This window comes from Bradyrhizobium sp. Kon56 (assembly GCF_055807635.1).
Genome location: NZ_JBVVOU010000002.1, coordinates 207,424 through 232,949, shown reverse-complemented (window position 1 = coordinate 232,949; position 25,526 = coordinate 207,424). Strand labels below are relative to the sequence as shown.

Genomic DNA, 25,526 nt, shown 5'->3' with positions numbered 1-25,526 from the left:
GAGCCGTTCTACTTTGCATGGGGTTGTTTTCGCGTTTTTTTGTTCCAGACCTCCTGCTGCCTGCAAATTAGCCGCGCATGATCTCGATTCCGCGCTGCAGCGAGAGCGTTGTCGTAGCGGCATTCGCGATCATTGCCTTTCCGTCTCAATTTTTACTGAGGGCTATCGCAGCGCACGCGGCGCGCTTCTCACCGCTCGCAGATGTGCTAACCTTCTGCGTCTGTCCTCTCGACAGAGTCCGAACTTCGCCTCTCGATAGCAAAATAAAATAAATGTGCAGCCCTGATGGCTGCCTTAGGGGAGTGACGCGATGAAATTCCATCGATCCGTCTTTCAATCCGTCCTGGCGCTTGCAGCGGTTGCCCTTCTCGCGGGGACAAGCGTCGGTCACGCGCAGCAGCAGGACAAGAACAAGCCGCTCAAGAAATACGAATCCGGCACCAAGGAGTTCTGGACCCATCCGCCGGACGACTGGTTCCTCGGCGACGAGACCGAGGCGCAGAAGGGCCTGGCGCCGCCGTCGGGTCCGCCCACCGGCGCGTCCGACGCCGAGCTCGCCAATATCGTCAAGAAGGTCAAGCTGCCGCCGGGCTTCAAGATGGAGGTCTACGCCTCCGGCGTGCTGGCCGCGCGGCAGATGGCCTGGGGTGACAAGGGCACGCTGTTCGTCGGCTCATTCGGCCTCGGCAACGTCTATGCGATTAAGGACAACAACGGAAAGAAAGAGGTCAAGACGATCCTCAAGGGCCTGAACATGCCCACGGGTCTGGCCGTCAAGGACGGTGCCCTCTACGTCATCGCGGTCGACAAGCTGATCCGCTACGACGACATCGAAAACAAGCTCGACAATCCCGGCGAGGGCAAGGTCGTCTATGACGACATGCCGTCCTATGCCGCGCATGGCTGGAAATACATCGCGGTCGACAAGGAAGGCTGGTTCTACATTCCGTTCGGACCGCCCTTCAACATCGGCATTCCCCCGACCAGCGTGTCGCAGATCCGCCGCGTCGATCCCAAGACCGGCAATGCGGAAATCTATGCGCTCGGCGTTCGCAACTCGGTCGGGGGCGACGTCGATCCGCGCACCGGCAAGTTCTGGTTCACCGAGAATGCCCGCGACTGGATCAGCGACGATCTGCCCTCAGACAAGCTGAACATGATCAGCAAGATCGGCGAGCACTTCGGTTATCCCTACTGTCACCAGGGTGATCTGCCGGATACCAAGTTCGCGATGGGCCACAAATGCTCCGAGTTCACGCCGCCCGTGCTGAACCTCGGCGCTCACGTCGCTCCGCTGGGCATGAAGTTCTATACCGGCGACCAATTCCCGGCCGAGTACAAGAACAACATCCTGATCGCCGAGCACGGCTCCTGGAATCGTCACAAGTACCAGGGCGGCCGCATCATGCGCGTGATCGTCGGTCCCGATGGCAAGAACGCCAAGCAGGAGGTGTTCGCCTCCGGCTGGATCGAGGGCGACCAAGGCTATCTCGGCCGTCCCGACGACATCATTCTCGCCAAGGACGGCTCGATCCTGGTCGCCGACGACTGGGCCGGCGCGATCTACCGCATCAGCTACAGCAAGAAGTAGCGTAAGACGACGCGAGGCTGCGGTGCCGAGAGGGCGCCGCAGCCTTTCTCATTTCAATTTCGCACGCTGTCGTTTCCGATCGCGCACCGCTTGCGCGCAAGTCCGGAACCCTTGGCCACGAACGCGGGTTATCGAATTCTCAGATGCGTCATTGCGCATCATAGCTCGCGCTTCTTCGCCCCGGAATGACGCGTTCGATAGATCGGAATTCCAATCATGCGCCGGCAGTTCATCTCGCACGCAATCAGCGCGGTCGCGCTCCTCGCGCTCGGTTCTCTCCCCACGAGCGCCGCCGACAATGCCGCGATCAAGGAGAAGGCCGCCGTCTGCGCCGGCTGTCACGGCGAGAACGGCATCTCGCAGACCGAGAACATTCCTTCGCTCGCGGGCCAGCCCGATCAATTTCTGCAATGGCAGCTCGTGTTTTTCCGCGCCGGCTCGCGCAAGAACGACCAGATGCAACCCATCGCCGAGGAAATCACCAACGAGGACGTCCGCAATCTCGGCGCCTATTTCGCCGCGCTGACGCCGCCCACAGCGGCGGAGGACAAGGATCCGGACCTGTCGAAAAAGGGCGCCCAAGTTGCCGCCGGCCGCCGCTGCGCCTCATGTCATACGGATAGCTTTGCCGGCACCAAGGCCGTCGCGCGGCTGGCGGGCCAGCGCGAGGAATACCTGGTCAAGGCGCTGCACGACTACAAGAGCAGCCAGCGCGTCGGCGGCGGTGGCGCTGCGATGGCCGATGTCGCCTATCACATGAGCGATGAGGAAATCACCGCCGTCTCGCACTATCTCGCGTATTTCAAATAGCGGAAGCTGCGGCTACCCCACCCGCTGCTTCTCATACGCTTTCAAATGCGTGTAGGCGATGCGCAGCTTCGGCACCGGCACCTTGGCGGCATCGGCGCGAGCGATGAGGTCGCCGATGACGTGATCGGCCTCGACCGGCAGGCCCGCCTTGACGTCGCGGAACATCGAGGCCGTCATCGGTGAACCCTCGGTGGTGAGGTTGCCCTTCACGCGCTCGAAGAACGGCCCGCCCGGCGTGTAGCCCGACGCGGTGGCGATCGCGCTGGTCTCGTCCAGCATGCCGAGCAGGAAATCCCTGCCGCCGGGAGCGGCGAGAATATTGCCGACGGAGGTGCGCATCAGGCTGGTGGACGCGGCCAGCGAGGACAGGAACACCCACTTTTCCCACATGTCTTGCATGATGTTCTGGCTGGCGGTGGCCCCAGCGATGCCGCTCTTGAAGGCCTCGTCGATCGCCTTGACGCGATCCGACAGCTCGCCGTCGCGCTCGCCGTAATTGATCGACTGCATCGGCTGGAGCTGCACCACCTCGCGCTTCTCGTTGAGCGTCGCGGCGATGGCGCAGAGGCCACCGAGCACGCGCTCCTTGCCGAACTTGTCGTCGAGGATATCGAGATGCTTCATGCCGTTGAGCATCGGGATGATCGCCGTATTGGGCCCGACTGCTGCCGCGAACGACTTGATGGCGTCGTCGAGGTCGAAGGCCTTGCAGCTCAGCAGCACGACGTCGAACTTGTCCTTGAGCGCGTCGGCCTGAATGGTCGGCGGATTTTTCAAGGTCACGTCGCCGTTCGGGCTTTTGATGACGAGGCCGGCGCTCGCGAGCTCGCTGGCGCGCCGCGGCCGGACCAGGAAGGTGACGTCGCGGCCGGCCTGCAACAGCCTGCCACCAAAATAGCCGCCGATGGCGCCAGCGCCGACCACGAGGATACGCATGGGATTGTCCTTGTTGTTGGTTCTTTTTCGTCGTCTTGGCGAAAGCCAGGACCCATTACCCCGACTGCCTCTTGTCGGACAAGTCGGAGCCCCCGCCTATCGCCAAACGCGATCCGGTGGTTATGGGTCCTGGCTTTCGCCAAGATGACGTCGAGGACATTGTTCGGTTTCCCTGCTTCGAGAAAATCACTTCCCCGACACCATCTCCTCGACCTCGCGCAACTGCTCCTTGCCGAAGAACATCTCGTTGCCGACGAAGAAGGTCGGCGAGCCGAACGCGCCCCGCGCGACAGCTTCCTCGGTGTTCTTGATCAGTCTGCCCTTCACCTCCGGTTCCCCGGCGCGAGCGAACAGCTTTTGCGCGTCGAGGCCGGAGGACGCCAGCGCCTTCGCGGCGATTTCCGGATCGTCCATCTTCTTCGGCTCGCCCCACATGTGATGGAAGGCGGCTTCGACATATGCTTCGAACACGCCCTCGAGCTGCGCCGCGATCGCTGCGCGCATCAGGTTCAGCGTGTTGACGGGGAAGAACGGATTCATGACATAGGGCTGCACCTGGAAGCGCTTGACGAAGCGCTCGGTCTCGACCGCGTGGAATTCGCGCTTGTTCTTGATGCCGGCAAGCGTCTCGGCGGGGGACTTGTTGTTGGTCGATTTGAAGATGCCGCCGAGCAGGATCGGCACATATTCGAATTTGACGCCGATGCGCTGCTCGATGGCGGGGATCGCGAGATGGCTGAGATAGGCGTTCGGACTGCCGAAATCGAACAGGAATTGCGGGGCTGTGCGGGTCAAAATCATGCTCCCTGACGTCGCTTTTTTCGCATTGTGGCGCAGCGCGCGCCGCGGGTCTACCGTTTAATGACGGTCATAATCTCTTGATGATTTGGTCAGGTCAGGCGCCGGATCGTCCGCTTGCGCCACACCAGAAGGTAATAGCCCATCTGCAAAAGGAACATGGCGCAGAACACGATCGGATAGGCGGCCCACACACCCTGAAGGCCAATCGTGCGGCTCAGGATCACTGCGGATGGCAGCTCGATCGCCATAATGGCGAAGACCGCGAGCAGCATTGGCGTCAGTGCCACGCCGGCAGCGCGCATCGCGCCGGAAAATACCGTCGCCAGGCCGAACGGCACCGAGCTCCACAGTGCGATGTTGAGCAAGCTCTTCGCCAGCTCGAGCACGGTGTCATCAGTGATGAAGATGCCGAGCACGGCGCGCGGCGCGAGATAGATCAGCGCCACCAGTCCGCCCGTCAGGACGATGTTGAACGCAAGTCCGGTGCGCACGATGCCGTCGAGCCCCGCTCTGTCGCCGCGGCCGACCGCTTGGGCGCCGAGGATGGAGACTGCTATCGAAATCGACATCGCCGTGAACTGCGTGTAGCCCATCACCTGGTTGACCGCGCCATAGGCTGCGGTGGCGTTCGAGCCGAAGCCGTTGACGAGGCCGAGCAGCACCAGCTCGGCGATCGCCATCACCACCATGCCGATCGCGCTCGGCAGTCCAATGCCGAGGATCTGTCCCAGCACCACACGATTGAGCCGCAGATGGCGCAGCAGTGCAGCGTCCGGTGCCAAGGCATGTTTTCTCCGCAGCAGATAGGCCGCCAGCGCGACCAGCGTCAGCGCGTTGGCGATCGCTGCCGCCCAGGCCGGGCTGGTGATGCCGGCCGCCGGCAATCCGAACGACCCGCGGATCAGCATCGGCGTCAGGATCAAGCCGATCGCGGTCGACAAGGCCAGCGCCAGCAAAGGCGTCAGCGCGTCACCGACGCCGCGGATCATCGCCGTCATCAGCAGGAAGACGAAGCCGAGCGGCATGGTGAGCAGCATGATGCGGGCATAGGCGCTAGCCTGGTCGAGAATGTCTGCGGGCGTTGCGAGCATCATCATCAATTGCCGGCTGAAGATGCCGCCGATCAGTGCAATTGCAATCGAGAGCAGCAGGCCGATTGCGAGCGTCGTGCCGACGATGAGCTTGATCCGGCCCTGCTCGCCCGCACCATAGGCCTGGCCGATCAGCACCGTGGCGCCGGTGCTCAGCCCCATGACGAAGGCGAAAAGGAAGAACATCACCGGAAAGAACACCGAGACCGATGCAAGCGCGTCGATCCCGATCATCTGGCCGAGATAGACGTTGCTGACGGTGCCGAACAGTGATTGCAGCGCGTTGCTCAGCATCAACGGCGCGAGGAAGCGCAGAAAACTTTTCCAGAGCGGCTTGGCTGCGGACATGGATTGGCCTTTCAGGGCCTGCGAAACCGTCGCCACGCGCAATGCGCGTGGCCTGGCCGTCGATGGGGTTGTGAGAAGGCGCGCACCTAAGCGCGGTCGCTGTAGGCGAGCTTGACAATGTGGTCGCGGATGTCGGCGGGCCAATCTGCGATCAGTCCGGTGAAACGCCGCCGATCATCCGCAAACAGCGCGCGCGATGCTTCCTCGAACTGCGGCAGATTGCCGGCCATGGTCGACATGAAGTGATAGGCCGCATCGCGCGCCTGCCGCTCGCGGTCCTTGTCGCCGCTGGCACGCCGCGCCTCTTCGACAAGTTTCCGTAGTGCGACCGAGGCGCCGCCTGCTTGCGCGCTGAGCCACTCCCAGTGCCGCGGCAGCAGCGTCACCTCGCGCGCGACCACGCCGAGCTTCGGCCGGCCGCGACCGCGCGGCTCGCTCGGCGATGGGGTCTCCTCAACCGGGGGCGGGACCAGCTTCGCCAGTCGCGCCAGCACCTCGCGGTCTCCGCCGCGCAGATCGAAGTCGATCGATCTGCCCGTGGCGTCCTCGAAGATGATGATGGGCTCGTCCGGCCGCTCCGTCATCCTCTTGATGACCAGCGCGACCTCTCCTGCCGGCCCGGAGACCAGACGGCGATGCCCTTGGAAAGCGGTGAAAGTCTTCTGCATTGGAATCATTGCCATATTGGTCGCGATGGCAGCTTTAATACCCGGGTAAATTGCTAAGGTCAATATACCCGGGTTAAAATACCCGACCGGATGGCTCGACATTGCGTTCCCGGGCTGGCACGAACGCGCGGCCGATCGAACCATGCCTAGCCCCGGGGACCACGCGATGCTGACCGTTCATCACCTCAACAATTCCCGCTCGCAGCGCGTGCTGTGGCTGCTCGAAGAGTTGGGCGTGCCTTACGAGATCGTGCGCTATCAGCGCCAGCCGGACATGCGCGCGCCGAAGGAGCTCCGCGCCATCCATCCACTCGGCAAGTCGCCCGTTATCACGGACAACGGCAACACCATCGCCGAATCCGGCGCGATCATCGAATATCTCATCGCCACCTATGGCAACGGCCGGCTGGTCCCGCCGCCGAACACGCCGGAGCGGCTGCGCTTCACCTACTGGCTGCACTATGCGGAAGGCTCGGCGATGCAGCCGCTGCTGCTCAAGCTGCTGTTCACGCTGATGCCGAAGCGCGCGCCGGCGTTGCTCCGCCCGCTGGTGCGCAAGGTCTCGAACCAGGCGCTTACTGCGCTGGTCAATCCGCAGCTGAAGCAGCACATGGACTATTGGGAAGGCGAGCTCGGCAAGAGCGAGTGGTTCGCCGGCAACGAGTTCACCGCCGCCGACATTCAGATGAGCTTTCCGCTTGAGGCAGCCCAGGCGCGCGGCGGGCTGGAGCTCGGCCATCCCAACGCGATGGCGTTCCTGGAGCGCATTCATGCACGGCCGGCGTACAGCCGCGCCCTCGAAAAGGGCGGGCCGTATCAGGTCGGTCGATAGTTAGCTTTCATCAGTCCGCGTGCAGCACGCGCCCGCGCGTCTCCGGGAGCGCGAAGGCGGCGATGAAGAACAGCGCGTAAGCCACCACCGCGAAGATGGCGATCGCATTCGCAAGCGACGTCGTCGCCGATAGCGCTCCGACCAGGAACGGAAACAGCGCGCCGATGCCGCGGCCGAAATTGTAGCAAAAGCCCTGGCCCGAGCCGCGCAGTCGCGTTGGATAAAGCTCGGTCAGGAACGCGCCGACGCCGGAGAAATAGCCCGAGGCGAAAAAGCCGAGCGGGAAGCCGAGCACCCACAGGACCTCGTTGGTGAGCGGCAGCTGCGTGTAGAGCAGCACAACCGCTATCGCGCCGATCGAGAAGGTCAGAAAGAGATTGCGCCGTCCGATCCGGTCGGCGAGCCACGCGCCGGTGAGATAGCCGATGAAGGAGCCGATGATCAGCGTCGAGAGATAGCCGGTCGAGCCGACGATCGACAGATGCCGCTCCTTGGTCAAGAACTGCGGCACCCAGAAGGTGACGGCGTAATAACCGCCCTGGCAGCCGTGGCCATCAGCGACGCCAGGATCGTGGTCTTCAGGATCGGGCCCGAGAAAATCTCCCAGAGCGCCGGGCGATTGCCGCTCGCGGCCTGCTTGGCGCGGGCCTCAGCCGCGATCTCCGGCTCGGTCACCGAGCGGCGGATGTAGAACACCAGCAGCGCGGGCAACGCGCCGATCACGAACATCCAGCGCCACGCTGTCTCCGCCGGCAAAGCCGAGAACAGGATCGCCTGCGACAGCACCGCGAGGCCCCAGCCGACGGCCCAGCCCGACTGCACCGAGCCGACTGCACGCCCGCGATATTGCGGCCGGATCGCTTCACCCATCAGCACGGCGCCCGCCGCCCACTCCCCGCCGAAGCCGAGGCCCAGCACCGCGCGTGCGATCAGGAGCTGTTCGAAATTCTGCACGACCGCGCAGACCAGCGAGAAGAACGAGAACCAGATGATGGTGATCTGGAGCGTTCTGACCCGGCCGATATGGTCGGAGAGATAGCCGCCGAGCCAGCCGCCGATCGCGGAGGCCAGCAGCGTCACGGTGCCGGCGAGCCCGGCCGACCCCGCATCGACCTTCCACAGCGCGATGATGGTGCCGATCACCAGCGGATAGATCATGAAGTCCATGCCGTCGAGCGCCCAGCCTGCGGCGCACGCCCAGAACGTCCGCCGCTCCGGCGCGTTCATGTCGCGATAGAAGGCAAGAAGGCTGGTGTCCTCGATCTCGGCGCGTTCGATGCGCTGGTTCGGATCAACGGTGGTCATGCGCGATTCCCGACAGTGTTTTCTTTGGCAGTTTCTCTGGCCTGGCGGTGGTAGCACGCGCGGGGGCGCGCGCAAGCCGGCCGCCGGCCTTCGCGCCATGCAAGTACAGAGTTACTGCCCCGCTGCTTCCGCGCCCCGGGTGCGTGGATCGGGCGCGCCGAGCGGCCCGTTGGCGGTCACCGCGATCGAATTCGCCGATGTCTGCCCCATCGGCGTGACGATGAGATGATCCATCGCCTTCAGCTCGAGCAGCACATCATCGGGAAAGCCGCTCTCGACCCGGACCTCGTCGGGCAACCATTGGTGATGCAGCCGCGGCGCGGCCACGGCAGCCGCGACGTCCATCTTGTAATCGAGGACGTTGACGATCACCTGGAGCACGGCCGAGATGATGCGGCTGCCGCCCGGCGAGCCCGTCACCAGCACCGGCTTGCCGCCCTTCAGGACGATGGTCGGCGACATCGAGGACAGCGGCCGCTTGCCCGGCCCGGGCAAATTGGCCTCGAAGCCGACGAGGCCGTAGGCATTGGAAGCGCCGACCGCTGCGGTGAAATCGTCGAGCTCGTTGTTGAGCAGCACGCCGGTGCCGTCGGCGACGAGGCCGACGCCATAGCTGAAGTTCAGCGTATAGGTGTTGCTGACCGCGTTGCCGCTGCCGTCGACGACGGAAAAATGCGTGGTGTTGCTGCCCTCATGCGGTGAGGTCGCAGTGGAAACGAGCTGTTCCGACGGCGTGGCGCGATCCGCGGAGATGGTTGCCCGCAGCTTGGCCGCATAGTCCTTGCCGGTGAGCGTCCCGATCGGCGCGTTGACGAAGGCGGGATCGCCGAGATAGCGCGCCCGGTCCGCATAGGCGCGCTTCATGGCCTCGATCAACAGATGCAGCGAGGCCGGCGATCCCTGCTTCAGATCGGCGAGCTGAAAACCTTCGAGAATATTGAGCGTCTCCACCAGCACCACGCCGCCCGACGACGGCAGCGGCATCGACACGATGTCATAGCCGCGATAGGTGCCGCGCACCGGCGCGCGGATCACCGCTTGATAGGATTTCAAATCCGCTGGCGTCATGATGCCGCCCGCATCAGTCACGGCCTTGGCGAGTTTTTCCGCGACCGGCCCTTCATAAAAACCGCGCGGGCCCTGTACGGCGACAGTCGACAGCGTTTCGGCGAGATCGCTCTGCACCAGCCTGTCGCCTTGGCTGAGCGGCGTGCCATCAGGCCGCGAGAATATCCGGGCCGAGGAGGGCCAGCGCACCAGCCGCTTGTGCCAGCCCGGCAGCGTGTCGGCAATGTCGTCGCCGACGAGGAAGCCGTCGCGGGCGAGCACGATCGCGGGCTCGAGCAGTTGCGCCAGCGTGAACCGGCCCGAGCCACATTTTTCCAGGGCGAGCGCAAGACCCGCGACGGTGCCGGGCACGCCGACGCCGAGCGCAGAATCCCGCGACTTCGCCGCATCGGGCTTGCCGTCGGCGCCGAGGAAAATCTGCGGCGTGGTCGCAGCCGGCGCGGTCTCGCGATAATCGATCGTGATGTCTTCGTTGCGCTCGGTGGAATGAATCACCATGAAGCCGCCGCCGCCGATATTGCCGGCCCGCGGATAGGTCACGGCCATCGCAAAGCCGGTCGCGACCGCGGCATCGACGGCATTGCCGCCGCGCCGCAGGATATCGGCGCCGACCTGCGCGGAGATTTTCTCCTGCGCTACGACCATGCCGTGCTCGGCGGGAACGGCGTGCACCGTGTCGAGCGCGGGCGGCACATAGGCCCGCCGCGCATCCTGCGCGGTCGCGGTCGGAAGTCCGAACGCCAGAGTGGCAAGGAAGGCGAAACATGTCCGCCGTGTCGAAAAAGACGACATCATCAAACTTCCGCAATGGCCATGGGCAGTTCACATGCAGCGCTGCAATGCTATACGGTTTGCCCCGACAGAGGCAAAACTGTTCGTGATGAGGATTTTGGAGTGACGACGATCGCCCCGGATGCGCGCATCGCCGGCGCGCAGCGGACCTATCCGCCGCGCAGCGCCGTCGTCAGCTGGATCTTCTTCGACTGGGCCGCGCAGCCTTATTTCACGCTGGTCACGACCTTCGTGTTCGCGCCCTATTTCGCCACCGCCATTGCGCCGAATCCCGCCGCCGGGCAATCGCTGTGGGGCTTTGCGATGGCTGCCGCCGGCCTTGCGATCGCGCTGATGTCGCCGGTGCTGGGGGCCATCGCCGATGCTTCGGGCCGCAGGAAGCCGTGGATCGCGGGATTTGGCGCAGTGCTGGTGCTGGCATCCTGCACGCTATGGATCGGCAAGCCCGGCGATCCCTCGATCATTCCGCCGCTGCTCACCGCGGTCGCCCTCGCCAGTGTCGGCGCGGAATTCGCCACCCTCTTCAACAATGCGATGATGCCGACTCTGGTGCCGCCGGAGCGCATCGGTCGGCTCTCCGGCACCGGCTGGGCGACGGGTTATGTCGGCGGCATCGTCAGCCTGATCATCGTGCTCGGTCTGCTCGCCGCGAATCCCGAGACCGGCCGCACCCTGCTCGGCTTCACGCCTCTGTTCGAGCTTGATCCCGTCAGTCGTCAGGGCGATCGCGCCGCCGGACCGTTGACCGGGCTTTGGTTCATCATTTTCGTGACGCCGATGTTCCTGTTCACGCCGGACTATCCGGCGAAGCGTCCGGTGCGCGAGGCGCTGCACGAAGGCCTGTCGGAGCTGAAGCAATCGATCAAGGGGCTGCCGCAGCAAAAATCGCTTGCGGCGTTTCTACTCGCCAACATGATCTACACCGACGGTCTGGTGTCGCTGTTTGCCTTCGGCGGCATCTATGCGGCTGGCACGTTCGGCTGGCACACGATCCAGATCGGCACGTTCGGGATCATGCTCGCGATCGCCGGCGCGTTTGGCGCGTGGTTTGGCGGCAAGCTGGACGATCGCTTCGGGCCGAAGCGCGTGATCGGCGGCAGCATGCTGATCCTGCTGCTGGCGCTGGCGGCGATCCTGCTCGTCGACAAGGATTCGATCTTCTTCATCAAGGTCGCGCCGCCCGCGCCGGGCGGTGGATTGTTCGCCGCTGCGTCGGAGCGCGCTTACCTGGTGCTGGGCTGCCTGATCGGTGCAGCCGGCGGTCCGCTGCAAGCCGCCTCACGCACGCTCCTGATTCGTCTCGCGCCGAAGGACCGCATCGCGCAGTATTTCGGTCTGTTCGCACTGACAGGGAAAGTGACGTCCTTCATCGGCCCGCTGCTGATCGGCGTGATCACCGCGGTGACGGCGAGCCAGAAGGCCGGCATGGCCGTGCTGGTGGTTTTCTTCGTCGCGGGGCTGGCGCTGTTGATGCGGGTGCGCGAGTAATTTCGTAGCCGGGATGGAGCGAAGCGCAATCCGGGACCACTGCCGCCAAATTGCGAGAACCCGGATTTCGCTTTCGCTCCATCCGGGCTACCGCCGTTCAATCAGTGCCTGAAGTGCCGCGTGCCCGTGAACACCATGGCGATGCCGTGCTCGTCGGCGGCCTTGATCACTTCGTCGTCGCGCATGGAGCCGCCGGGCTGCACCACGGCGGTGGCGCCGGCCTCGATGCAGGCGAGCATGCCGTCGGCGAACGGGAAGAACGCATCCGACGCCACCACCGAGCCCTTGGTGAGCGGTTCGGCGAGCTTCAGCTCGGCGGCCGCATCCTGAGCCTTGCGTGCCGCGATCCGTGCTGAATCGACCCGGCTCATCTGGCCGGCGCCGATGCCGACGGTCGCGAGATCCTTGGCGTAGATGATGGTGTTGGACTTGACGTGTTTTGCGACACGGAAAGCAAACTTCAGGTCGCGCATCTCGGCATCAGTGGGCGCGCGCTTCGTGACAACCTTGAAGGTCATGTCGTCGACGACGGCGTTGTCGCGGCTCTGCACGAGGAGACCGCCCGCCACCGTCTTGGCGGTGAGGCCCGGCGCGCGCGGGTCGGGCAGGCTGCCGGCGAGCAGAAGCCGAAGGTTCTTGCGCGCGCCGATGATGGCGATCGCTTCCTCGCTAGCGTCAGGCGCGATGATCACCTCGGTGAAGATTTTCGTGATCTCGCGCGCGGTGTCAGCATCGAGTGCGCGGTTCATCGCGATGATGCCGCCGTACGCCGAGGTGGAATCGCAGGCCAGCGCCTTGCGGTAGGCGCCGACGAGGTCGGAGCCCTCCGCGACGCCGCAGGGATTGGCATGCTTGACGATGACGCAGGCTGCGGTGCGCTTGGCGTCGAACTCGCCGATGCATTCATAGGCCGCATCCGTGTCGTTGATGTTGTTGTAGGAGAGCTCCTTGCCCTGGAGCTGCCGCGCGGTCGAGACGCCCGGCCGCTTGTCGGGCGTCGCATAGAACGCCGCGGTCTGGTGCGGATTCTCGCCATAGCGCAGTGACTGGATCAGCCGGCCGCCGAAGGCACGGAAATCGGGCGCGTCGATCTCGAGCTGGCGATTGAACCAGTTCGAGATCGCGGCGTCATAGGCGGCAGTGCGCGCGTAAGCCTTGGCGGCAAGGCGCCGGCGCAACTTCAGCGTGGTTGCACCGCTGTTGGCGGCGAGCTCATCGAGCACGGCCTGATAGTCCTGCGCCTCGACCACGACGGCGACGTCGTCATGATTCTTCGCGGCGGCGCGGATCATCGCGGGGCCGCCGATGTCGATGTTCTCGATGCAATCCTCGAAGCCCGCGCCTTTGTCGACGGTCGCCTCGAACGGATAGAGATTGACGACGAGGAGATCGATCGGCGCGATCCCATGCGCCGTCATCGCATCCGCATGGTCCTTGTTGTCGCGGATCGCGAGCAGACCGCCGTGCACCTTCGGATGCAGCGTCTTCACGCGGCCATCCATCATCTCGGGGAAGCCGGTCAGCTCGGACACGTCCTTCACCTCGAGGCCGGCCGCGGCGATCGCCTTCGCGGTGCCGCCGGTCGAGATCAGCTCGACATCGTGCGCGGCAAGCGCCTTTGCGAAGTCGATCAGGCCGGTCTTGTCGGAAACGGAGAGAAGTGCGCGGGTGACGCGGCGGGGATGGTCAGTCATGAGCAAGATCCTCTGTCTGAAGGAGTAATGCCCAGGCGCGCGGCAGCTGTGTCCCGCGCTTCCCGATGGTGCTCCATCCAAGGTCGCCAGTCGCGCGAGCGAGGGCTCGATAGCAGTTTTCGGTCGCTATCACAACGACCAGATGGTGCCGAATCGCATGCGTCTACAGCGGAAGTTCCGGCTCCCGCCGTGCATTTCTGCGGGCATTCGTGACCGCCGGCGAGGCGGTGGAGCGCACAAAACTCCAGCGGATCGAGGGCGCCTGCCGCGCGTCCTGGCGGATCACGATCTGCGCGGTGCGGCGCGGGCCGTCATTGCCGGCCAGGGATACGCTGTCCTCCAGCTCCACCTTGTCGTCGAGCGCCTCGAAGGTCCAGACGTCGCGATTCGGGAGCACCAGCATGACGCCGCGGGCGTCGGACAGCCGGCTCGCCTTCACCGCCGGGTGCAGATGGAATCGCAGCGCGAAATCGGCATCCGGACCCTTGAAGCGCCCGCCTTGCGGCGGCGACAACGTGTCCTCGCCGTCGATGCGCGCGCCGTCATTGGCGATCATCAGTACGCGGCGGTGGATCGCGCCGAATTTTGTCAGGTAACCGTCATGCGACGTCGTGAGCAGGGTGCCGTTCTGCACGATTTCGCGATAGCTCTCAACCTCGACGGGGCCGCTGGTGACCGGAGCGCCGTGCAAGAGCCGCTTCATAGCCGACATCTCCACGAACTGGCATGACGAGGTGTCGTGATAGGTCAGCGTCGAATGCGCCGCCGTGCCGCGTGCGAACGGCCGCCAATTGTCGCGGCCCGTGGCCGGCATGCCGCAATTGGTGACGATGCGGCTGATGCCGGAGGAGAGTTCGAACGACAGGCAGCCGGCATGGGCGTCGTGGCTGACGCTGGCCGCCGGCGGCGGGCCCGTGTCGATGATCAAAGTGGTCTGGCCGGCATCGAGGCGCTGGAAACCGGTATGCGGCATGTTCGACATCGGCGCGCCGTGGGTGTCGTCATAGGCAAGCAGCGTCGCAAGCAGGTCCGAGGGGGTCGCGCTCATGCCGTTGAACAGCGCGAAATTGCCGTCGCCGTGGCGGAAGAAGCGCAGCATCGGCATCATGCGGTCGATCGCGTTGAGCAGCGCGGGCGGCGGCGCGATGTTGCGCGCGGCAAAGGTCTGCCGCAGCGGCAACAGGTCGATCAAGAGCTCGATCAGCGCGCCCGGGTTGCGCGAGACATGGCCGCCGTCGGGCAGGATCTGCCGCTGCAATTCATCCGAGAGCTTTTTCGAGGTGCTGCGGATGTGACTTGCCTGGTTGGCAAGGCACAACGCCGCATAGCACAGCGCGATCAGCACCTGGAGCTTCGGCACTCCGTCGGGGATGTTGACCATGGTGTAGCGCAGCAAGCGGATTTCGCGCGCCAGCGCGCGCAGATACCGACGATAGAATTTGTTGTCGGTATCGTTCAGCACCAGCGGCGCCTGCGACAGCAGGGAGATCACGCGGCGCGCCAGCACGTCGGCGCGTCGCGCGACGGGGCGGCGCTTGCTGGCGGGGTTGCCGATCCAGTCCTCGATCAGCGAGCGCGCATTTGCGCGCGTCAGCGCGGTGTCGGCGGCGCGCAAATGGCGCAGCCAGCCGAAGCCGAGCAGCGCAACTTCCCAATCTTCCGACGGCGGCTCGAGATCGAAGATCGAGCGGCCGTGGCAATTGACGATCTTGCCGGCGAAGACGAAGCGGCCGGCATAGATCTCGGCGGCGCGGGTCGCATCCGCGGTGCGTAGATCATGCGGCGCGATGATCAGCCGGTCGGCGCGGCCGGGCCAAACCCGCGACAGGGCGACGGAACCGCCGCTCGCGCGCGCGAGCATGTTCCGCGCGAAGCGGTTCATCACCAGCGTCGAGATACGTCTGCGTTGAGCGACCGACACGCCTTGCCTTGATGGGGGAGAGGATTCCGACGAATCCTTATTAATCCCAAAATCGGACGGCCGACACCACCTTGAACGACGCGAATCAGTGCCGGGTTTGCAAAATCCAGTGCAAAATCAGGATTTAACGAGCCGGGCCGCGAAAAATCCGTCGAGCCCGCCGAGCTTGGGATCGGCGTTCGGCAGATGGCTGGGCAGGGTGCGCAGATCGCCCTCGGCGGTAATGATCTCGCTGAGCCCAGACACCTCGGACGCATCGATCGGAACCCGGCGAAGACCGGGCTCCGCGGTCAGCAGCGCGGCGACCGCATGCTCGCCCTCTTCAGGTTCCAGCGAACAGGTGCAATAAACTAGCGTCCCACCGGGCTTGAGTAGCGAGACCGATTTTTGCAGCAGCCGCCGCTGGAGCGCGGTCATTGCGGCGATGTCGGATTCCTGCCGGAGCCAGGATACATCGGGGTGGCGGCGGATCGTCCCGGTCGATGTGCAAGGCGCATCAATGAGGATGCCGTCGAAGCCATCGGCAGGGCCGGCCCATTCCGCGGCGTCGGCGACGACGGTCTCGGCCTGCAGCGACAACCGCGTCAGATTCTCGCGCAGCCGTGCCACCCGGGCAGGCGAGCGGTCGATGGCGGTGACGTGCGCGCCGGCCTGCGCCAGTTGCGCGGTCTTGCCGCCGGGAGCGGCGCAGAGATCGGCGATGGATTTGCCCTTGATGTCGCCGAACAGCCGGGCTGGCAACGCAGCGGCGGCGTCCTGCACCCACCATTGTCCTTCGGCGAAGCCGGGAAGCATGGTCACCGCGCCGTGCAGCACCGTGCGCACCGATCCGGTCGGTAGCACTTCGCCATGGAGCCGGCTCGCCCATTGCGCGGCGTCCGACTTCACGGTCAGATCCAGCGACGGATCATGGCTGAGCGCGAGCGCCATGTCCCTTGCGACCGTCTCGCCATAATGCGCGCTCCAGCGCGCGACCATCCAGGGCGGCAGGTCCAGCGACTGCGCGGCAACCTCGTCCACCAGCGCCTTGCCCTCGCGGGCGCAGCGGCGCAGCACGGCGTTGACGAGGCCGGCATAGCGCGCGGCGCGCCGGTCGGATTGCACGAGGCGAACGGAGAGATCGACGGCCGCGTGATCGGGCACGTCCATCCAGAGGATCTGGGCGGCGCCGATCAACAGCGCGCTCTGCGCGCGCGGCGCGTCGGAGGGAATGCCCTTGTCGAGCAGGCGGGACAGCACATGGCCGAGCGTGCCGAGCCGGCGCAGCACGGTGGCGACCAGGCGGCGCATCAGCGCGCGGTCGCGGTCGGGGAGCGTCTTCAGTCCGGGATGGGCGCCGCTGCCGTCGAGCTGCTCGTCAAGTGTGCGGTGCTTGTGCAGCACGCCGTCGACGATGTCGGCGGCAATCCGCCGCGCCGCGAGACCGGGCACTTCGGATGGAGGAGCGAAACGTTGAGAAGGCATGCGGAAACAAGGTTCTGAGCAGCGGCAGTTCGCCGTAATGGGCGCATGCCTTGAGAAGGCGATCTCTGGCACGCGAATATGCCAAATGTAAGAATCGCTTCCGGGTTTTTCAGCCCTTTCGGAGCCATTTCAGGAATGCGTTATTGGGCGTCGCGTCGCGGGCCATCCCGCGCTAGAAAGCCGGCGATGAGCGACCAGCCTCCCGTTCCCGATCGCAAGCAGCTTACGCCGGCCGCCCGGCGCGCGCTGGCCGAGGCCGAAGCGCGCCGTCAGGCTGCGGCAGCCCGAGCCAAGAACGACGGCGAGGCGGCGCCAAAGGAGTTGCAGGGCCCAAAAGGACCCGAACCGACCCGCTATGGCGATTGGGAGCGCAAGGGCATCGCTTCCGACTTCTGAAGCTTGTCTTTTGAGGCTCGCTTGCCGGACTGCCCGACTCAGCCCTAGCGTGCGCGGATGTCGCGTTTCGATCCAAGCCATCCATATCGGCCTTCATACAGCGGCTCGCCATTTGGTCGCCGGTTCTCAGGGCTGTTGCCGTGGATGTTCGTGGTTGGAATCGTGGTGGCCGTGGTGTTCACGTCCCGGCATGGGATGAACTGGCAGTTCCCTCACGTGACCGACGGTCAATCACGAGACGCCGAGATTGTGCTCCAGCAAGGCGGCCATCCCGATCGTCGCGAGCCGGTCGATGTCGTTCGCACCATTGACGGCGACACCTTTCTCGCACGCGTTCGTCAGCGCGACGGCCGCGATCTCATCGTGCGCGTTCGCCTGCGCGGCATCGACGCACCCGAGATGAAAGCATCCTGCCAGGAGGAACTGGACAAGGCCGAAGCGGCGGCCCGCGCATTGCGCGATCTGCTCGCACAGGGTGGCGTGACGATCACCAACCTCGGTGCCGACAAATATGGTCGCGTTCTCGCCGACGTCGCGACCAAACGCACGACCAATGTCTCGGCGGCGTTGCTCGCGGGCGGTTACGCGCGGAGCTACAATGGCGGCCATCGCGACGGCTGGTGCGCGCGGAGCTGGCGCTTCTGGTGACAAAAAAGCCGCGTCGAACGACGCGGCTATTGCCGTCTCGTCCTGATGCCGGCGATCAGCGCGTCACGACCACCGTCGTGCCGACCGAGACGCGGCTGTAGAGATCGGTGATGTCGTCGTTGAGCATGCGGATGCAGCCATAGGAGACGAAGCCGCCGATCGAGCCCGGCACGTTGGTGCCGTGGATCGCGTATTCACCGCCGGACAGCGTCATCGCCGCGACGCCCATCGGATTGCGGGGCGAGCCGCCCGGGATGACGTCCGGGATGCTGGGCTTGTCGCGCTTCACCTCGGCGGGCGGCGCCCAGGCCGGATTGCGGTACTTGCCGTCGATGCGGGTGGTGCCGGCCCACTGCTTGCCGGACTTGCCGACGCCGACCGGGTAGCGCACGGCGTGGCCGCTATCGAGGACGAGATAGAGCCGACGCTCGTTGGTTTTGACCACGATGGTGCCCGGCGAATAGTCAGCCAGGTTCGTCCCCACCATTTCCGGCCGCGCCTGCGCCGCCGTCAACGTCAAGACCCCAGTCACGACAGTGGCGGCCAGCGCCACAGCAATCCTCATCGACATCGATTTTCCCCTTGCCCCGAACGGACCGTCCAAGATTACGCAAAACCGGCAATCGCCGGCTCGCCAAGTCCTTGTTAGGGGACATTCTTAACCGCGCCTGTTAACCGGATGGTTTCCACGCACGGCCGCCAAGGGCCAGCCAGCAGGGGGAACAAAGGAAATGTTCGAAACAAAGTAAATGACCTGAAAACAACACTTGGCGGGAAAGATGCCCGGGCGCCGGGGCGCGGCCTGACAAGTGCGTGAGGATGTGAACGGCCGTTGTTCGGGGGAGCGCTAACGCGGGGATGCGATCTCGTGTCCCGGACGCGGCGCAGCGCGAAGCGGTGCGACGCAGAGCCGGGATCTAGAAGGCCACAGAGTCTGCCGTTGCATCGGCCCCGACTCTGCAGCGCACCGCGAAGTGCGCGCTACGCTGCGTCCGGGGCACAGGACGATGTGGCTCAGACCGCCTTTTTGTTCTGACGGTTCTTGACGAGGTCGTCGACCACGCCGGGATCGGCCAGGGTCGAGGTGTCGCCCAGGCTGCCCGGTTCGTCCTCGGCGATCTTGCGTAGGATGCGGCGCATGATCTTGCCGGATCGGGTCTTGGGCAGGCCGGGCGAGAACTGGATCTGGTCGGGCGCAGCGATCGGGCCGATCTCCTTGCGCACCCAGGTGACGAGCTCCTTGCGTAGATCCTCGGTTGGCTCGATGCCGGCCATCAGGGTCACATATGCGTAAATGCCCTGACCCTTGATGTCGTGCGGGTAACCGACCACGGCGGCTTCCGAGACCTTCTCATGCGCCACCAGCGCGCTTTCGACTTCGGCGGTACCCATGCGGTGGCCGGAGACGTTGATGACGTCGTCGACGCGGCCGGTGATCCAGTAATAACCGTCCGCATCGCGCCGGCAGCCGTCGCCGGTGAAGTACTTGCCCTTGTAGGTCGAGAAATAAGTCTGCTCGAAGCGGACGTGGTCGCCATAGACCGTGCGCATCTGGCCCGGCCATGACCGCGTCAGGCACAGATTGCCTGATGTCTCGCCGTCCAGCACGTTGCCGTCGGCGTCGACGATCTCAGGCACCACGCCGAAGAACGGCTGCGTCGCCGAGCCCGGCTTGAGCTTCGTGGCGCCGGGCAGCGGCGTGATCAAAATGCCGCCGGTCTCGGTCTGCCACCACGTATCGACGATCGGGCAGCGGTCGTCGCCGACGACGCGGTGATACCACTCCCAGGCTTCCGGATTGATCGGCTCGCCTACCGAGCCGAGCAGGCGCAGGCTGGCGCGCGAGGTCTTTTTCACGGGCGCGTCGCCGCTCTGCATCAGCGCGCGGATCGCGGTCGGCGCGGTGTAGAAGATGTTGACCTTGTGCTTGTCGATGACGTTCCAGAATCGCGAATTATCCGGGTAATTCGGCACGCCTTCGAACATCAGCGTGGTCGCGCCGTTGGCGAGCGGTCCGTACAGAATGTAGCTGTGGCCGGTGACCCAGCCGACGTCGGCGGTGCACCAGTAGATGTCGCCGTCGTGATAGTCGAAGACGTATTGATGCGTCATCGCGGCGAACACGAGATAGCCGGCGGAGGTGTGCAGCACGCCCTTGGGTTGGCCGGTCGAGCCCGAGGTGTAGAGGATGAACAGCGGATCCTCGGCGTGCATGTGCTCGACCGGGCACTCGGTCGTCACCATCTTGGCGGCGTCGTGGTACCAGAGGTCGCGCGAGGGATTCATTTCGACCGCGCCGCCGGTGCGCTTGACCACGACGACCCAGTCGACGCCGTCTGCCTTGGCGAGCGCCGCGTCGACATTGGCCTTCAGCGGCACCTTCTTGCCGCCGCGCAGGCCCTCATCGGCGGTGATGATCACCTTGGACTGGCAGTCGTTGATGCGCTGGGCGAGGCTGTCGGGCGAGAAGCCGGCGAACACCACGGAGTGAATCGCGCCGATCCGCGCGCAGGCCAGCATCGCGTAGGCCGCCTCCGGAATCATCGGCAGGTAGATGGTGACGCGGTCGCCCTTCTTGACGTTCCGGGTACGCAGGATGTTGGCCATCCGGCAGACCTCGTCGTGCAGCTCCTTGTAGGTGATGTGCCGGGATTGTGCGGGATCGTCGCCTTCCCAGATGATCGCGGTCTGGTTGGCACGATTGTGGAGATGCCGGTCGATGCAATTATGGGCGACGTTGAGGACGCCGTCCTCGAACCATTTGATAGAGATGTTGCCGGGCGCGAAGGAGACGTTCTCGATCTTGGTCGGCGCGTGCATCCAGTCGATGCGCTTGGCCTGCTCCGCCCAGAAACCGTTCGGGTCCGAGATCGAGCGGGCGTACATGTCCTTGTACTTGGCCTGGTCGACCCAGGCGCGCTTCGCCCATTCTGCGGGGACGTCGTAGATCTTCTCGGACATGTTTCCCTCCACATACGGCGAGCCGAGCACGGACCACTGGCGAGCCGACTTGATCGTTGAACCGATTATGCGTCGGGCTAACCGGACCCGACAAGGTGCACAAGCTGGACCTTCGGCGAGCAGCCTGCCATGCGGAGGATCAAGCCGTTTCGTGCGACTGTCGCAGTTTTGAAACAGGGCGACGGGCGGCTTTGGGGTCTTCACCCAGATCCTCGGAATGGGCCCGCGCAGAGCGCCATGCATTCAGCAGAGGTATTTAGAAACTGCCTCTCACTGATTCGGGACTCGCAATGCGGTTCGGAACACCCTAAATGGCCAACCCGGGTCCAACGAGACCCCTTGGAACAAAAATCAGAACAGCGGCATTGACCGACAACAGACAGGGCTAAGGCATAAGACTATGATGGATCAGCAGAATCTCGGGACGATACGGCCCGCTTCAGCCGATCCTGCAGCCATCGCGCTGGCCAAAGCCCTCGGACAATGGCCGAAACCGGCCGGTTCCGGCCGTCCCAGCCCGAAGAAAGTGTTCGACGCGGCGCCGTCGACGACGGTCGAGGCCCTCGCCAAGGAACTGGGCCTGCGGCTCGGCGACCAGAACGAGCTGACCATCCGCCGCGTCAGGCGCGGCAAGGGCTATTCGTTCGTGCGGCCTAACGGCGTCCACATCCGCGATGCCCGCACCATTCGGCGGCTGCATTCGATGGCGGTGCCGCCGGCCTATCGCGAGGTGCGCTACTCGGCCGATCCGAGCACGCATCTCCAGGCAGTGGGACGCGATGCCGCGGGCCGGCTGCAATATCGCTATCACGCCGATTGGGAGAAGGTCCGCGAGCAACGCAAGGCGCATCGCCTGGAAAAGCTCGTCGGCGCGCTGCCCAAGATCCGGCGCAAGGTCTCGGCGTTCCTGTCGGGCGACGAGCCGACCCGCGAGTTCGCGCTCTCCGCCGTCATCGAATTGATCGCGCGCACCGCGATCCGCCCCGGCAACGAATCCTATGCCCGTCTCAACGGCACCCGCGGCGCCACCACGCTGCTGAAGTCCAACGTCTCGCTGGAAGACGACAGCTTCGTGCTGACCTTCAAGGCGAAGGGCGGCAAGGCGGTGCGCAAGGAGTGCGACGCGGCCAAGCTCGTGCGCGCCATCGGGATCTTGCAGGGCGTTCCCGGCAAGCGCATGTTCCAGTATCGCGATCCCTATGGCATCGTGCGCGCGGTCAGCACCACGCAGGTGAACGCGTTTCTGCGCGAGATCGCCGGCATCAAGATCTCGCTGAAGGATTTCCGCACGCTGATGGCCTCTGCCGTCGTCGTGGAATCGCTGTCGCGGATCACGCCGGCGACCAGCCAGCGCGGCCGCAAGAAGCAGGTGCTGGAGGCGATCCGCGGCGCTGCCGACCAGCTCTCCAACACGCCGGCGATCTGCCGCAAGAGCTATGTTCACGATACCATCGTCACCGCGTTCGAGGACGGCATCCTGGAACGCTTCGCCGCGACCATGAAGGGCCAGCGCTCGCAGGCCAGGCGCGAGCAGCTTTTGCAGCAGGTGGTGGCGACCGCGGCGGTCTGACCTCGGCGTCGTTACGCCTTGTTGGAAACGCCGTTGTCGGGACCGGGATCGCCGCCCGCGGCGGCTGCCGTGAGCCGTCCCAGATAGTGCGCCCATCCCGTCGCGTGGGCGGCCGCCTGTTCCTCGGTCGGCAGCCCGCTATGGGTCATGCGCAGCAATGTGCCGCCGTCGCGTTCGATCAGGTCGATCTCGATCAGGCTTGAGCCGGGCGGCACTTCCTGGCCGCCCTCCCATCCAAACGTGTAGGCGAGCCGATGCACCGGCACGACTTCGCGGAATGCGCCGCGGGCAACGCCGCCGCGGGGGCCGATGCCTTTGAGCAGATACAGCCCGCCGGGATGTGGCTCCGTGGTCGCGTCGGAACCCATCCAGCTCAAAATCTTCTCGGGGTCGGTCAGGTAGGCGAAAACGGTGGCGCGTGGGGCCGCGATCTGGGTCTCGCGTCGCACTATGAACGGTTCGGTCATCGACGATCACCCCTGGGCTGACACTGGGACATGGCGGCGCTCGAGCGGCCCGTCAAGGATTGCCCGTGACAAAGACCGCCTGCCTTCGTCATGATCGGGCCATGCACCTCTCGCCGACACTCGCCTGGCTTGTCGATGCCGCCGCCGATAGCGCCGGCGCCGACCGCCTGCTCGCGGACCTTGGCGCACATCTGGTCGCCGATGGCGTGCCGCTTGCGGCGGGCAGCCTGACGCTGGAGGTGCCACATCCGCTGATCGCGAAACGGACCTGGTTGTGGCGCGCGGAGAACGGCCGGGTGATCGAAGCGCTCGGCTTCGCACCAGGCGGCCTCGCGCCCGACCCGCCCAACGATGCCGGCCGCCGCTGGCTGCGCGACATCGCGGAGGGTGAAGTGCACGAAGATTTGGTCGGACGGCCCGACGGGCCGTTGCTCGGCTGGATCGGGCCGCGTCCGTTCACCGCGGACGAGACCGAGCAATTGCGCCAGGCCGCGCGCTTTGCCGCTACACCCCTTGCCGTACTTGCCGCGCGTGCAACGTTGCGCGCGACGCTGGATGCCTATCTCGGCAAGCGCAGTGCGGAGCGGGTGCTGGCGGCACCCCTGCGGCGCGACCTCGGCGAGACCATACAGGCCGCGCTGCTCTATGCCGATTTGCGCAACTTCACGCTCCTATCGGAAACCAATCCGCCTGCCGAGGTCATCGCGGCGCTCGATGCCTGGTTCGATCGCATCGCCGGCGCGGTCCACGCCTTCGGCGGCGAGGTGCTGAAATTCATCGGCGACGGTGTGCTCGCGATCTTTCCGGTGGTCGGGCCGTCACCGCGCCAAGCGTCCGATGCAACTCTGCGTGCCGCGCGCGCAGCCGAAGCCGGGATGGTGTATCTCAACGCGGAGCGCCGTGCTCAAGGTCTGCCGCCGCTCGCGTTCGGCGCGGCGCTGCATCTCGGCGAGATGCTATGGGGTAATATCGGTGCCGCCAATCGGCTGGATTTCACCGCGATCGGTCCCGCCGTCAATCTCGCCAGCCGGCTCGAAGGATTGTGCAAGCCGCTCGGCAGAACCGTGCTGGTGTCGGGCGCGCTCGCCGCCGAGACCGACATGCCTCTGATCGCGCTCGGATCGCATTCGCTGCGGGGCATCGCCTCGCCATGCGAGGTGTTTGCGCTGCCGGAGAAACAAGCTCCGATGTCGTAGCCCGCATGAGCGTAGCGACATGCGGGATAGCAGCAGTAGTCCTGGATATCGCTTCGCTCATCCGGGCTACAGCACCTAAGCCTACATCCCGCCCATCTTGCAGACGAGCTTCCATTCCTCGGCCGTCACCGGCTGCACCGAGAGGCGCGAATATTTCACCAGGGCCATGTCGGCGAGCTTCTTCTCGGCCTTGATCGCGGCCATCGACACCGGTGTCTTCAAGGGCTTGTCGGCCTTGATGTCGACGCAGACGAATTTCTCGGTCTTGTCGGTCGGATCGGGGTAGGCTTCCTTGATAATCTCCGCGATGCCGACGATCTCCTTGCCCTCGTTGGAATGATAGAAGAACGCCTTGTCGCCCTTCTTCATGGCGACGAGGTTCTGGCGCGCGGTGTAATTGCGCACGCCGGTCCAGGCTTCGCCCTTGGCGCCTTTCGCCACCTGCTGGTCCCAGGACCACACCGATGGTTCGGATTTCACCAGCCAGTACGCCATGTTCATTCCTCCGCCTTGAAAGGTCGCGTCATGAGCCCCGAGATCGCGGCGTCGATCGTGCTTCTGCCGGTCAGGATCGATGCGACGGCTTCCGATACTGGCATTTCGATTTTTTGCGAAGCCGCGAGCTCGATCAGTACCGGCGCGGTGAATTCGCCTTCGGCAAGCTTGCCGGCGGGCGGCTGCTCGCTGCGGCCAAGCGACAGGCCGAGCGCAAAATTGCGCGATTGTGGGCTCGAGCAGGTCAGGATCAGATCGCCGAGGCCAGACAAGCCCGTGAGTGTTTCGCTGCGTGCGCCGAGCGCGCGGCCGAGGCGTGTCAGCTCGGCAAAGGCGCGGGTGGTAAGTGCGGCCTGGGCGGAAGCGCCGAGCTTGCGCCCGACCGCGATGCCGACCGCGATCGCCAGCACGTTCTTGGCGGCGCCGCCGATCTCGACGCCGCGGACATCGGTGGAGTGATAGGGCCGGAACGTCGGCGAGCCCAGCGCCTGCACCAGGTGGCTCGCCAAGGCGTCGTCCTTTGCGGCCAGCGTCACCGCCGTCGGCAGGCCACGCGCGACATCGTCGGCAAAGCTCGGGCCCGACAGGATCGCCGGCTGCGCGTGAGGCGCGGCCTCGGCGATCACGTCGGTCATGAATTTATGGGTGCCGTGCTCGATGCCCTTGGCGCAGGCAATGATCGGCACCGGCTTTTCCAGGTGCGAGGCGAGCATGTTGACAGCACCGCGCAGATGCTGCGCGGGCACTGCGATCAGCAGCATGTCCGCGCGTGCGGCGAGGGCTAGGTCGCTCGTGACGATGATCTCCGGCGCAAGCCGCACGCCCGGCAGCCGCGGATTGTCGCGGCTCGATGCGATTCGCGTCGCGTGCTCGGAATTGCGCGCACACAGCGTCACGTTCCGTCCGGCCCGCGCCGCCACCATCGCCAGCGCCGTGCCCCAGGCGCCCGCGCCGATCACCGCGACAGATCGGAACGCTGTCATT

Annotated in this window: 21 protein-coding genes, 1 pseudogene and 1 riboswitch; of the genes and pseudogenes, 8 read left to right on the top strand and 14 right to left on the bottom strand. The window is 65.1% G+C overall.

Annotated features, from left to right (window positions below; all coding sequences use genetic code 11):
- The first annotated feature begins 310 nt into the window (after positions 1–310).
- Together AC0L3B_RS04190 and AC0L3B_RS04185 are read left to right on the top strand one after the other, a co-directional pair.
- Positions 311–1,591, top strand: a complete 1,281-nt coding sequence (locus AC0L3B_RS04190) for a PQQ-dependent sugar dehydrogenase (RefSeq protein WP_085349220.1) — start codon at positions 311–313, stop codon at positions 1,589–1,591.
- Between the two features lie 216 nt (positions 1,592–1,807).
- Positions 1,808–2,401, top strand: a complete 594-nt coding sequence (locus AC0L3B_RS04185; protein ID WP_018459679.1) for a c-type cytochrome — start codon at positions 1,808–1,810, stop codon at positions 2,399–2,401.
- 12 nt (positions 2,402–2,413) lie between these two features.
- Here the strand turns inward: AC0L3B_RS04185 and panE are convergent, their stop codons facing one another.
- The 4 genes from panE to AC0L3B_RS04165 form a co-directional block, all read right to left on the bottom strand.
- Positions 2,414–3,337 (bottom strand): 2-dehydropantoate 2-reductase, encoded by a 924-nt coding sequence (panE, locus tag AC0L3B_RS04180; RefSeq protein WP_018459680.1) that lies wholly within the window; start codon positions 3,335–3,337, stop codon positions 2,414–2,416.
- 186 nt (positions 3,338–3,523) lie between these two features.
- The gene (locus AC0L3B_RS04175; protein WP_018459681.1) at positions 3,524–4,138 is read right to left on the bottom strand and encodes a 2-hydroxychromene-2-carboxylate isomerase; all 615 of its coding nucleotides are present in this window, start codon (positions 4,136–4,138) and stop codon (positions 3,524–3,526) included.
- An 89-nt stretch (positions 4,139–4,227) separates the two neighbouring features.
- Positions 4,228–5,577 (bottom strand): MATE family efflux transporter, encoded by a 1,350-nt coding sequence (locus AC0L3B_RS04170; protein ID WP_026233859.1) that lies wholly within the window; start codon positions 5,575–5,577, stop codon positions 4,228–4,230.
- An 86-nt stretch (positions 5,578–5,663) separates the two neighbouring features.
- Positions 5,664–6,260, bottom strand: a complete 597-nt coding sequence (locus AC0L3B_RS04165) for a DUF2239 family protein (RefSeq protein WP_085349217.1) — start codon at positions 6,258–6,260, stop codon at positions 5,664–5,666.
- 151 nt (positions 6,261–6,411) lie between these two features.
- Between AC0L3B_RS04165 and AC0L3B_RS04160 the strand changes: the two genes are divergently transcribed.
- On the top strand, positions 6,412–7,077 hold the full coding sequence (locus AC0L3B_RS04160; RefSeq protein ID WP_018459684.1) for a glutathione S-transferase family protein: 666 nt from the start codon (positions 6,412–6,414) through the stop codon (positions 7,075–7,077).
- Positions 7,078–7,087: 10 nt separating this feature from the next.
- Here the strand turns inward: AC0L3B_RS04160 and AC0L3B_RS04155 are convergent.
- Positions 7,088–8,382: pseudogene (locus AC0L3B_RS04155) on the bottom strand (MFS transporter).
- A 111-nt stretch (positions 8,383–8,493) separates the two neighbouring features.
- Entirely contained in the window at positions 8,494–10,245 is a 1,752-nt protein-coding gene (gene ggt, locus AC0L3B_RS04150) for a gamma-glutamyltransferase (protein WP_473380061.1), read from the bottom strand.
- A 99-nt stretch (positions 10,246–10,344) separates the two neighbouring features.
- Here ggt and AC0L3B_RS04145 point away from each other — a divergent pair, with 99 nt between their 5' ends.
- Positions 10,345–11,730 (top strand): MFS transporter, encoded by a 1,386-nt coding sequence (locus AC0L3B_RS04145; protein WP_473380060.1) that lies wholly within the window; start codon positions 10,345–10,347, stop codon positions 11,728–11,730.
- A 101-nt stretch (positions 11,731–11,831) separates the two neighbouring features.
- Here AC0L3B_RS04145 and purH read toward each other — a convergent pair whose 3' ends face one another.
- From purH to AC0L3B_RS04130, 3 genes are all read right to left on the bottom strand, one after another.
- A complete protein-coding gene (gene purH, locus AC0L3B_RS04140) occupies positions 11,832–13,424 on the bottom strand; it encodes a bifunctional phosphoribosylaminoimidazolecarboxamide formyltransferase/IMP cyclohydrolase (RefSeq protein ID WP_473380059.1) in 1,593 nt (530 codons plus the stop codon).
- 22 nt (positions 13,425–13,446) lie between these two features.
- Positions 13,447–13,528, bottom strand: a riboswitch (ZMP/ZTP riboswitch).
- A 59-nt stretch (positions 13,529–13,587) separates the two neighbouring features.
- Positions 13,588–15,306 (bottom strand): heparinase II/III family protein, encoded by a 1,719-nt coding sequence (locus tag AC0L3B_RS04135; RefSeq protein WP_026233860.1) that lies wholly within the window; start codon positions 15,304–15,306, stop codon positions 13,588–13,590.
- 156 nt (positions 15,307–15,462) lie between these two features.
- A complete protein-coding gene (locus AC0L3B_RS04130; protein WP_026233861.1) occupies positions 15,463–16,809 on the bottom strand; it encodes an RsmB/NOP family class I SAM-dependent RNA methyltransferase in 1,347 nt (448 codons plus the stop codon).
- A gap of 186 nt (positions 16,810–16,995) precedes the next feature.
- On the opposite strand from AC0L3B_RS04130, the gene AC0L3B_RS04125 reads away from it, so the two are divergent.
- A complete protein-coding gene (locus tag AC0L3B_RS04125; RefSeq protein WP_473380058.1) occupies positions 16,996–17,205 on the top strand; it encodes a DUF1674 domain-containing protein in 210 nt (69 codons plus the stop codon).
- A gap of 57 nt (positions 17,206–17,262) precedes the next feature.
- Positions 17,263–17,853: a thermonuclease family protein gene (locus AC0L3B_RS04120; RefSeq protein WP_026233862.1), complete on the top strand. Its 591-nt coding sequence runs from the start codon at positions 17,263–17,265 to the stop codon at positions 17,851–17,853.
- Between the two features lie 55 nt (positions 17,854–17,908).
- Here AC0L3B_RS04120 and AC0L3B_RS04115 read toward each other — a convergent pair whose 3' ends face one another.
- Complete coding sequence (locus AC0L3B_RS04115; protein WP_018459693.1) at positions 17,909–18,424, bottom strand: L,D-transpeptidase; 516 nt, start codon at positions 18,422–18,424, stop codon at positions 17,909–17,911.
- 443 nt (positions 18,425–18,867) lie between these two features.
- Positions 18,868–20,814, bottom strand: coding sequence for an acetate--CoA ligase (gene acs / locus AC0L3B_RS04110; protein ID WP_085384754.1), 1,947 nt, complete (start codon positions 20,812–20,814; stop codon positions 18,868–18,870).
- Between the two features lie 400 nt (positions 20,815–21,214).
- On the opposite strand from acs, the gene AC0L3B_RS04105 reads away from it, so the two are divergent.
- Positions 21,215–22,384, top strand: coding sequence for a DNA topoisomerase IB (locus AC0L3B_RS04105; protein ID WP_018459695.1), 1,170 nt, complete (start codon positions 21,215–21,217; stop codon positions 22,382–22,384).
- An 11-nt stretch (positions 22,385–22,395) separates the two neighbouring features.
- Here the strand turns inward: AC0L3B_RS04105 and AC0L3B_RS04100 are convergent, their stop codons facing one another.
- On the bottom strand, positions 22,396–22,851 hold the full coding sequence (locus AC0L3B_RS04100) for an SRPBCC family protein (RefSeq protein WP_018459696.1): 456 nt from the start codon (positions 22,849–22,851) through the stop codon (positions 22,396–22,398).
- 101 nt (positions 22,852–22,952) lie between these two features.
- On the opposite strand from AC0L3B_RS04100, the gene AC0L3B_RS04095 reads away from it, so the two are divergent.
- Entirely contained in the window at positions 22,953–24,047 is a 1,095-nt protein-coding gene (locus AC0L3B_RS04095) for an adenylate/guanylate cyclase domain-containing protein (protein WP_204514029.1), read from the top strand.
- An 81-nt stretch (positions 24,048–24,128) separates the two neighbouring features.
- Here AC0L3B_RS04095 and AC0L3B_RS04090 read toward each other — a convergent pair whose 3' ends face one another.
- Complete coding sequence (locus tag AC0L3B_RS04090; protein ID WP_204512900.1) at positions 24,129–24,542, bottom strand: EVE domain-containing protein; 414 nt, start codon at positions 24,540–24,542, stop codon at positions 24,129–24,131.
- A gap of 2 nt (positions 24,543–24,544) precedes the next feature.
- Entirely contained in the window at positions 24,545–25,525 is a 981-nt protein-coding gene (locus AC0L3B_RS04085) for an NAD(P)H-dependent glycerol-3-phosphate dehydrogenase (RefSeq protein ID WP_204512899.1), read from the bottom strand.
- Position 25,526 lies beyond the last annotated feature (1 nt).

What these genes read in the sequence shown, in the direction of transcription:
- AC0L3B_RS04190 (WP_085349220.1), top strand. Translation starts at nt 311, where the DNA reads ATGAAATTCCATCGATCCGTCTTTCAATCCGTCCTGGCGCTTGCAGCG.
- AC0L3B_RS04185 (WP_018459679.1), top strand. Translation starts at nt 1,808, where the DNA reads ATGCGCCGGCAGTTCATCTCGCACGCAATCAGCGCGGTCGCGCTCCTC.
- panE (WP_018459680.1), bottom strand. Translation starts at nt 3,337, where the DNA reads ATGCGTATCCTCGTGGTCGGCGCTGGCGCCATCGGCGGCTATTTTGGT.
- AC0L3B_RS04175 (WP_018459681.1), bottom strand. Translation starts at nt 4,138, where the DNA reads ATGATTTTGACCCGCACAGCCCCGCAATTCCTGTTCGATTTCGGCAGT.
- AC0L3B_RS04170 (WP_026233859.1), bottom strand. Translation starts at nt 5,577, where the DNA reads ATGTCCGCAGCCAAGCCGCTCTGGAAAAGTTTTCTGCGCTTCCTCGCG.
- AC0L3B_RS04165 (WP_085349217.1), bottom strand. Translation starts at nt 6,260, where the DNA reads ATGGCAATGATTCCAATGCAGAAGACTTTCACCGCTTTCCAAGGGCAT.
- AC0L3B_RS04160 (WP_018459684.1), top strand. Translation starts at nt 6,412, where the DNA reads ATGCTGACCGTTCATCACCTCAACAATTCCCGCTCGCAGCGCGTGCTG.
- ggt (WP_473380061.1), bottom strand. Translation starts at nt 10,245, where the DNA reads ATGATGTCGTCTTTTTCGACACGGCGGACATGTTTCGCCTTCCTTGCC.
- purH (WP_473380059.1), bottom strand. Translation starts at nt 13,424, where the DNA reads ATGACTGACCATCCCCGCCGCGTCACCCGCGCACTTCTCTCCGTTTCC.
- AC0L3B_RS04135 (WP_026233860.1), bottom strand. Translation starts at nt 15,306, where the DNA reads ATGAACCGCTTCGCGCGGAACATGCTCGCGCGCGCGAGCGGCGGTTCC.
- AC0L3B_RS04130 (WP_026233861.1), bottom strand. Translation starts at nt 16,809, where the DNA reads ATGCCTTCTCAACGTTTCGCTCCTCCATCCGAAGTGCCCGGTCTCGCG.
- AC0L3B_RS04125 (WP_473380058.1), top strand. Translation starts at nt 16,996, where the DNA reads ATGAGCGACCAGCCTCCCGTTCCCGATCGCAAGCAGCTTACGCCGGCC.
- AC0L3B_RS04120 (WP_026233862.1), top strand. Translation starts at nt 17,263, where the DNA reads ATGTCGCGTTTCGATCCAAGCCATCCATATCGGCCTTCATACAGCGGC.
- AC0L3B_RS04115 (WP_018459693.1), bottom strand. Translation starts at nt 18,424, where the DNA reads ATGTCGATGAGGATTGCTGTGGCGCTGGCCGCCACTGTCGTGACTGGG.
- acs (WP_085384754.1), bottom strand. Translation starts at nt 20,814, where the DNA reads ATGTCCGAGAAGATCTACGACGTCCCCGCAGAATGGGCGAAGCGCGCC.
- AC0L3B_RS04105 (WP_018459695.1), top strand. Translation starts at nt 21,215, where the DNA reads ATGATGGATCAGCAGAATCTCGGGACGATACGGCCCGCTTCAGCCGAT.
- AC0L3B_RS04100 (WP_018459696.1), bottom strand. Translation starts at nt 22,851, where the DNA reads ATGACCGAACCGTTCATAGTGCGACGCGAGACCCAGATCGCGGCCCCA.
- AC0L3B_RS04095 (WP_204514029.1), top strand. Translation starts at nt 22,953, where the DNA reads ATGCACCTCTCGCCGACACTCGCCTGGCTTGTCGATGCCGCCGCCGAT.
- AC0L3B_RS04090 (WP_204512900.1), bottom strand. Translation starts at nt 24,542, where the DNA reads ATGGCGTACTGGCTGGTGAAATCCGAACCATCGGTGTGGTCCTGGGAC.
- AC0L3B_RS04085 (WP_204512899.1), bottom strand. Translation starts at nt 25,525, where the DNA reads ATGACAGCGTTCCGATCTGTCGCGGTGATCGGCGCGGGCGCCTGGGGC.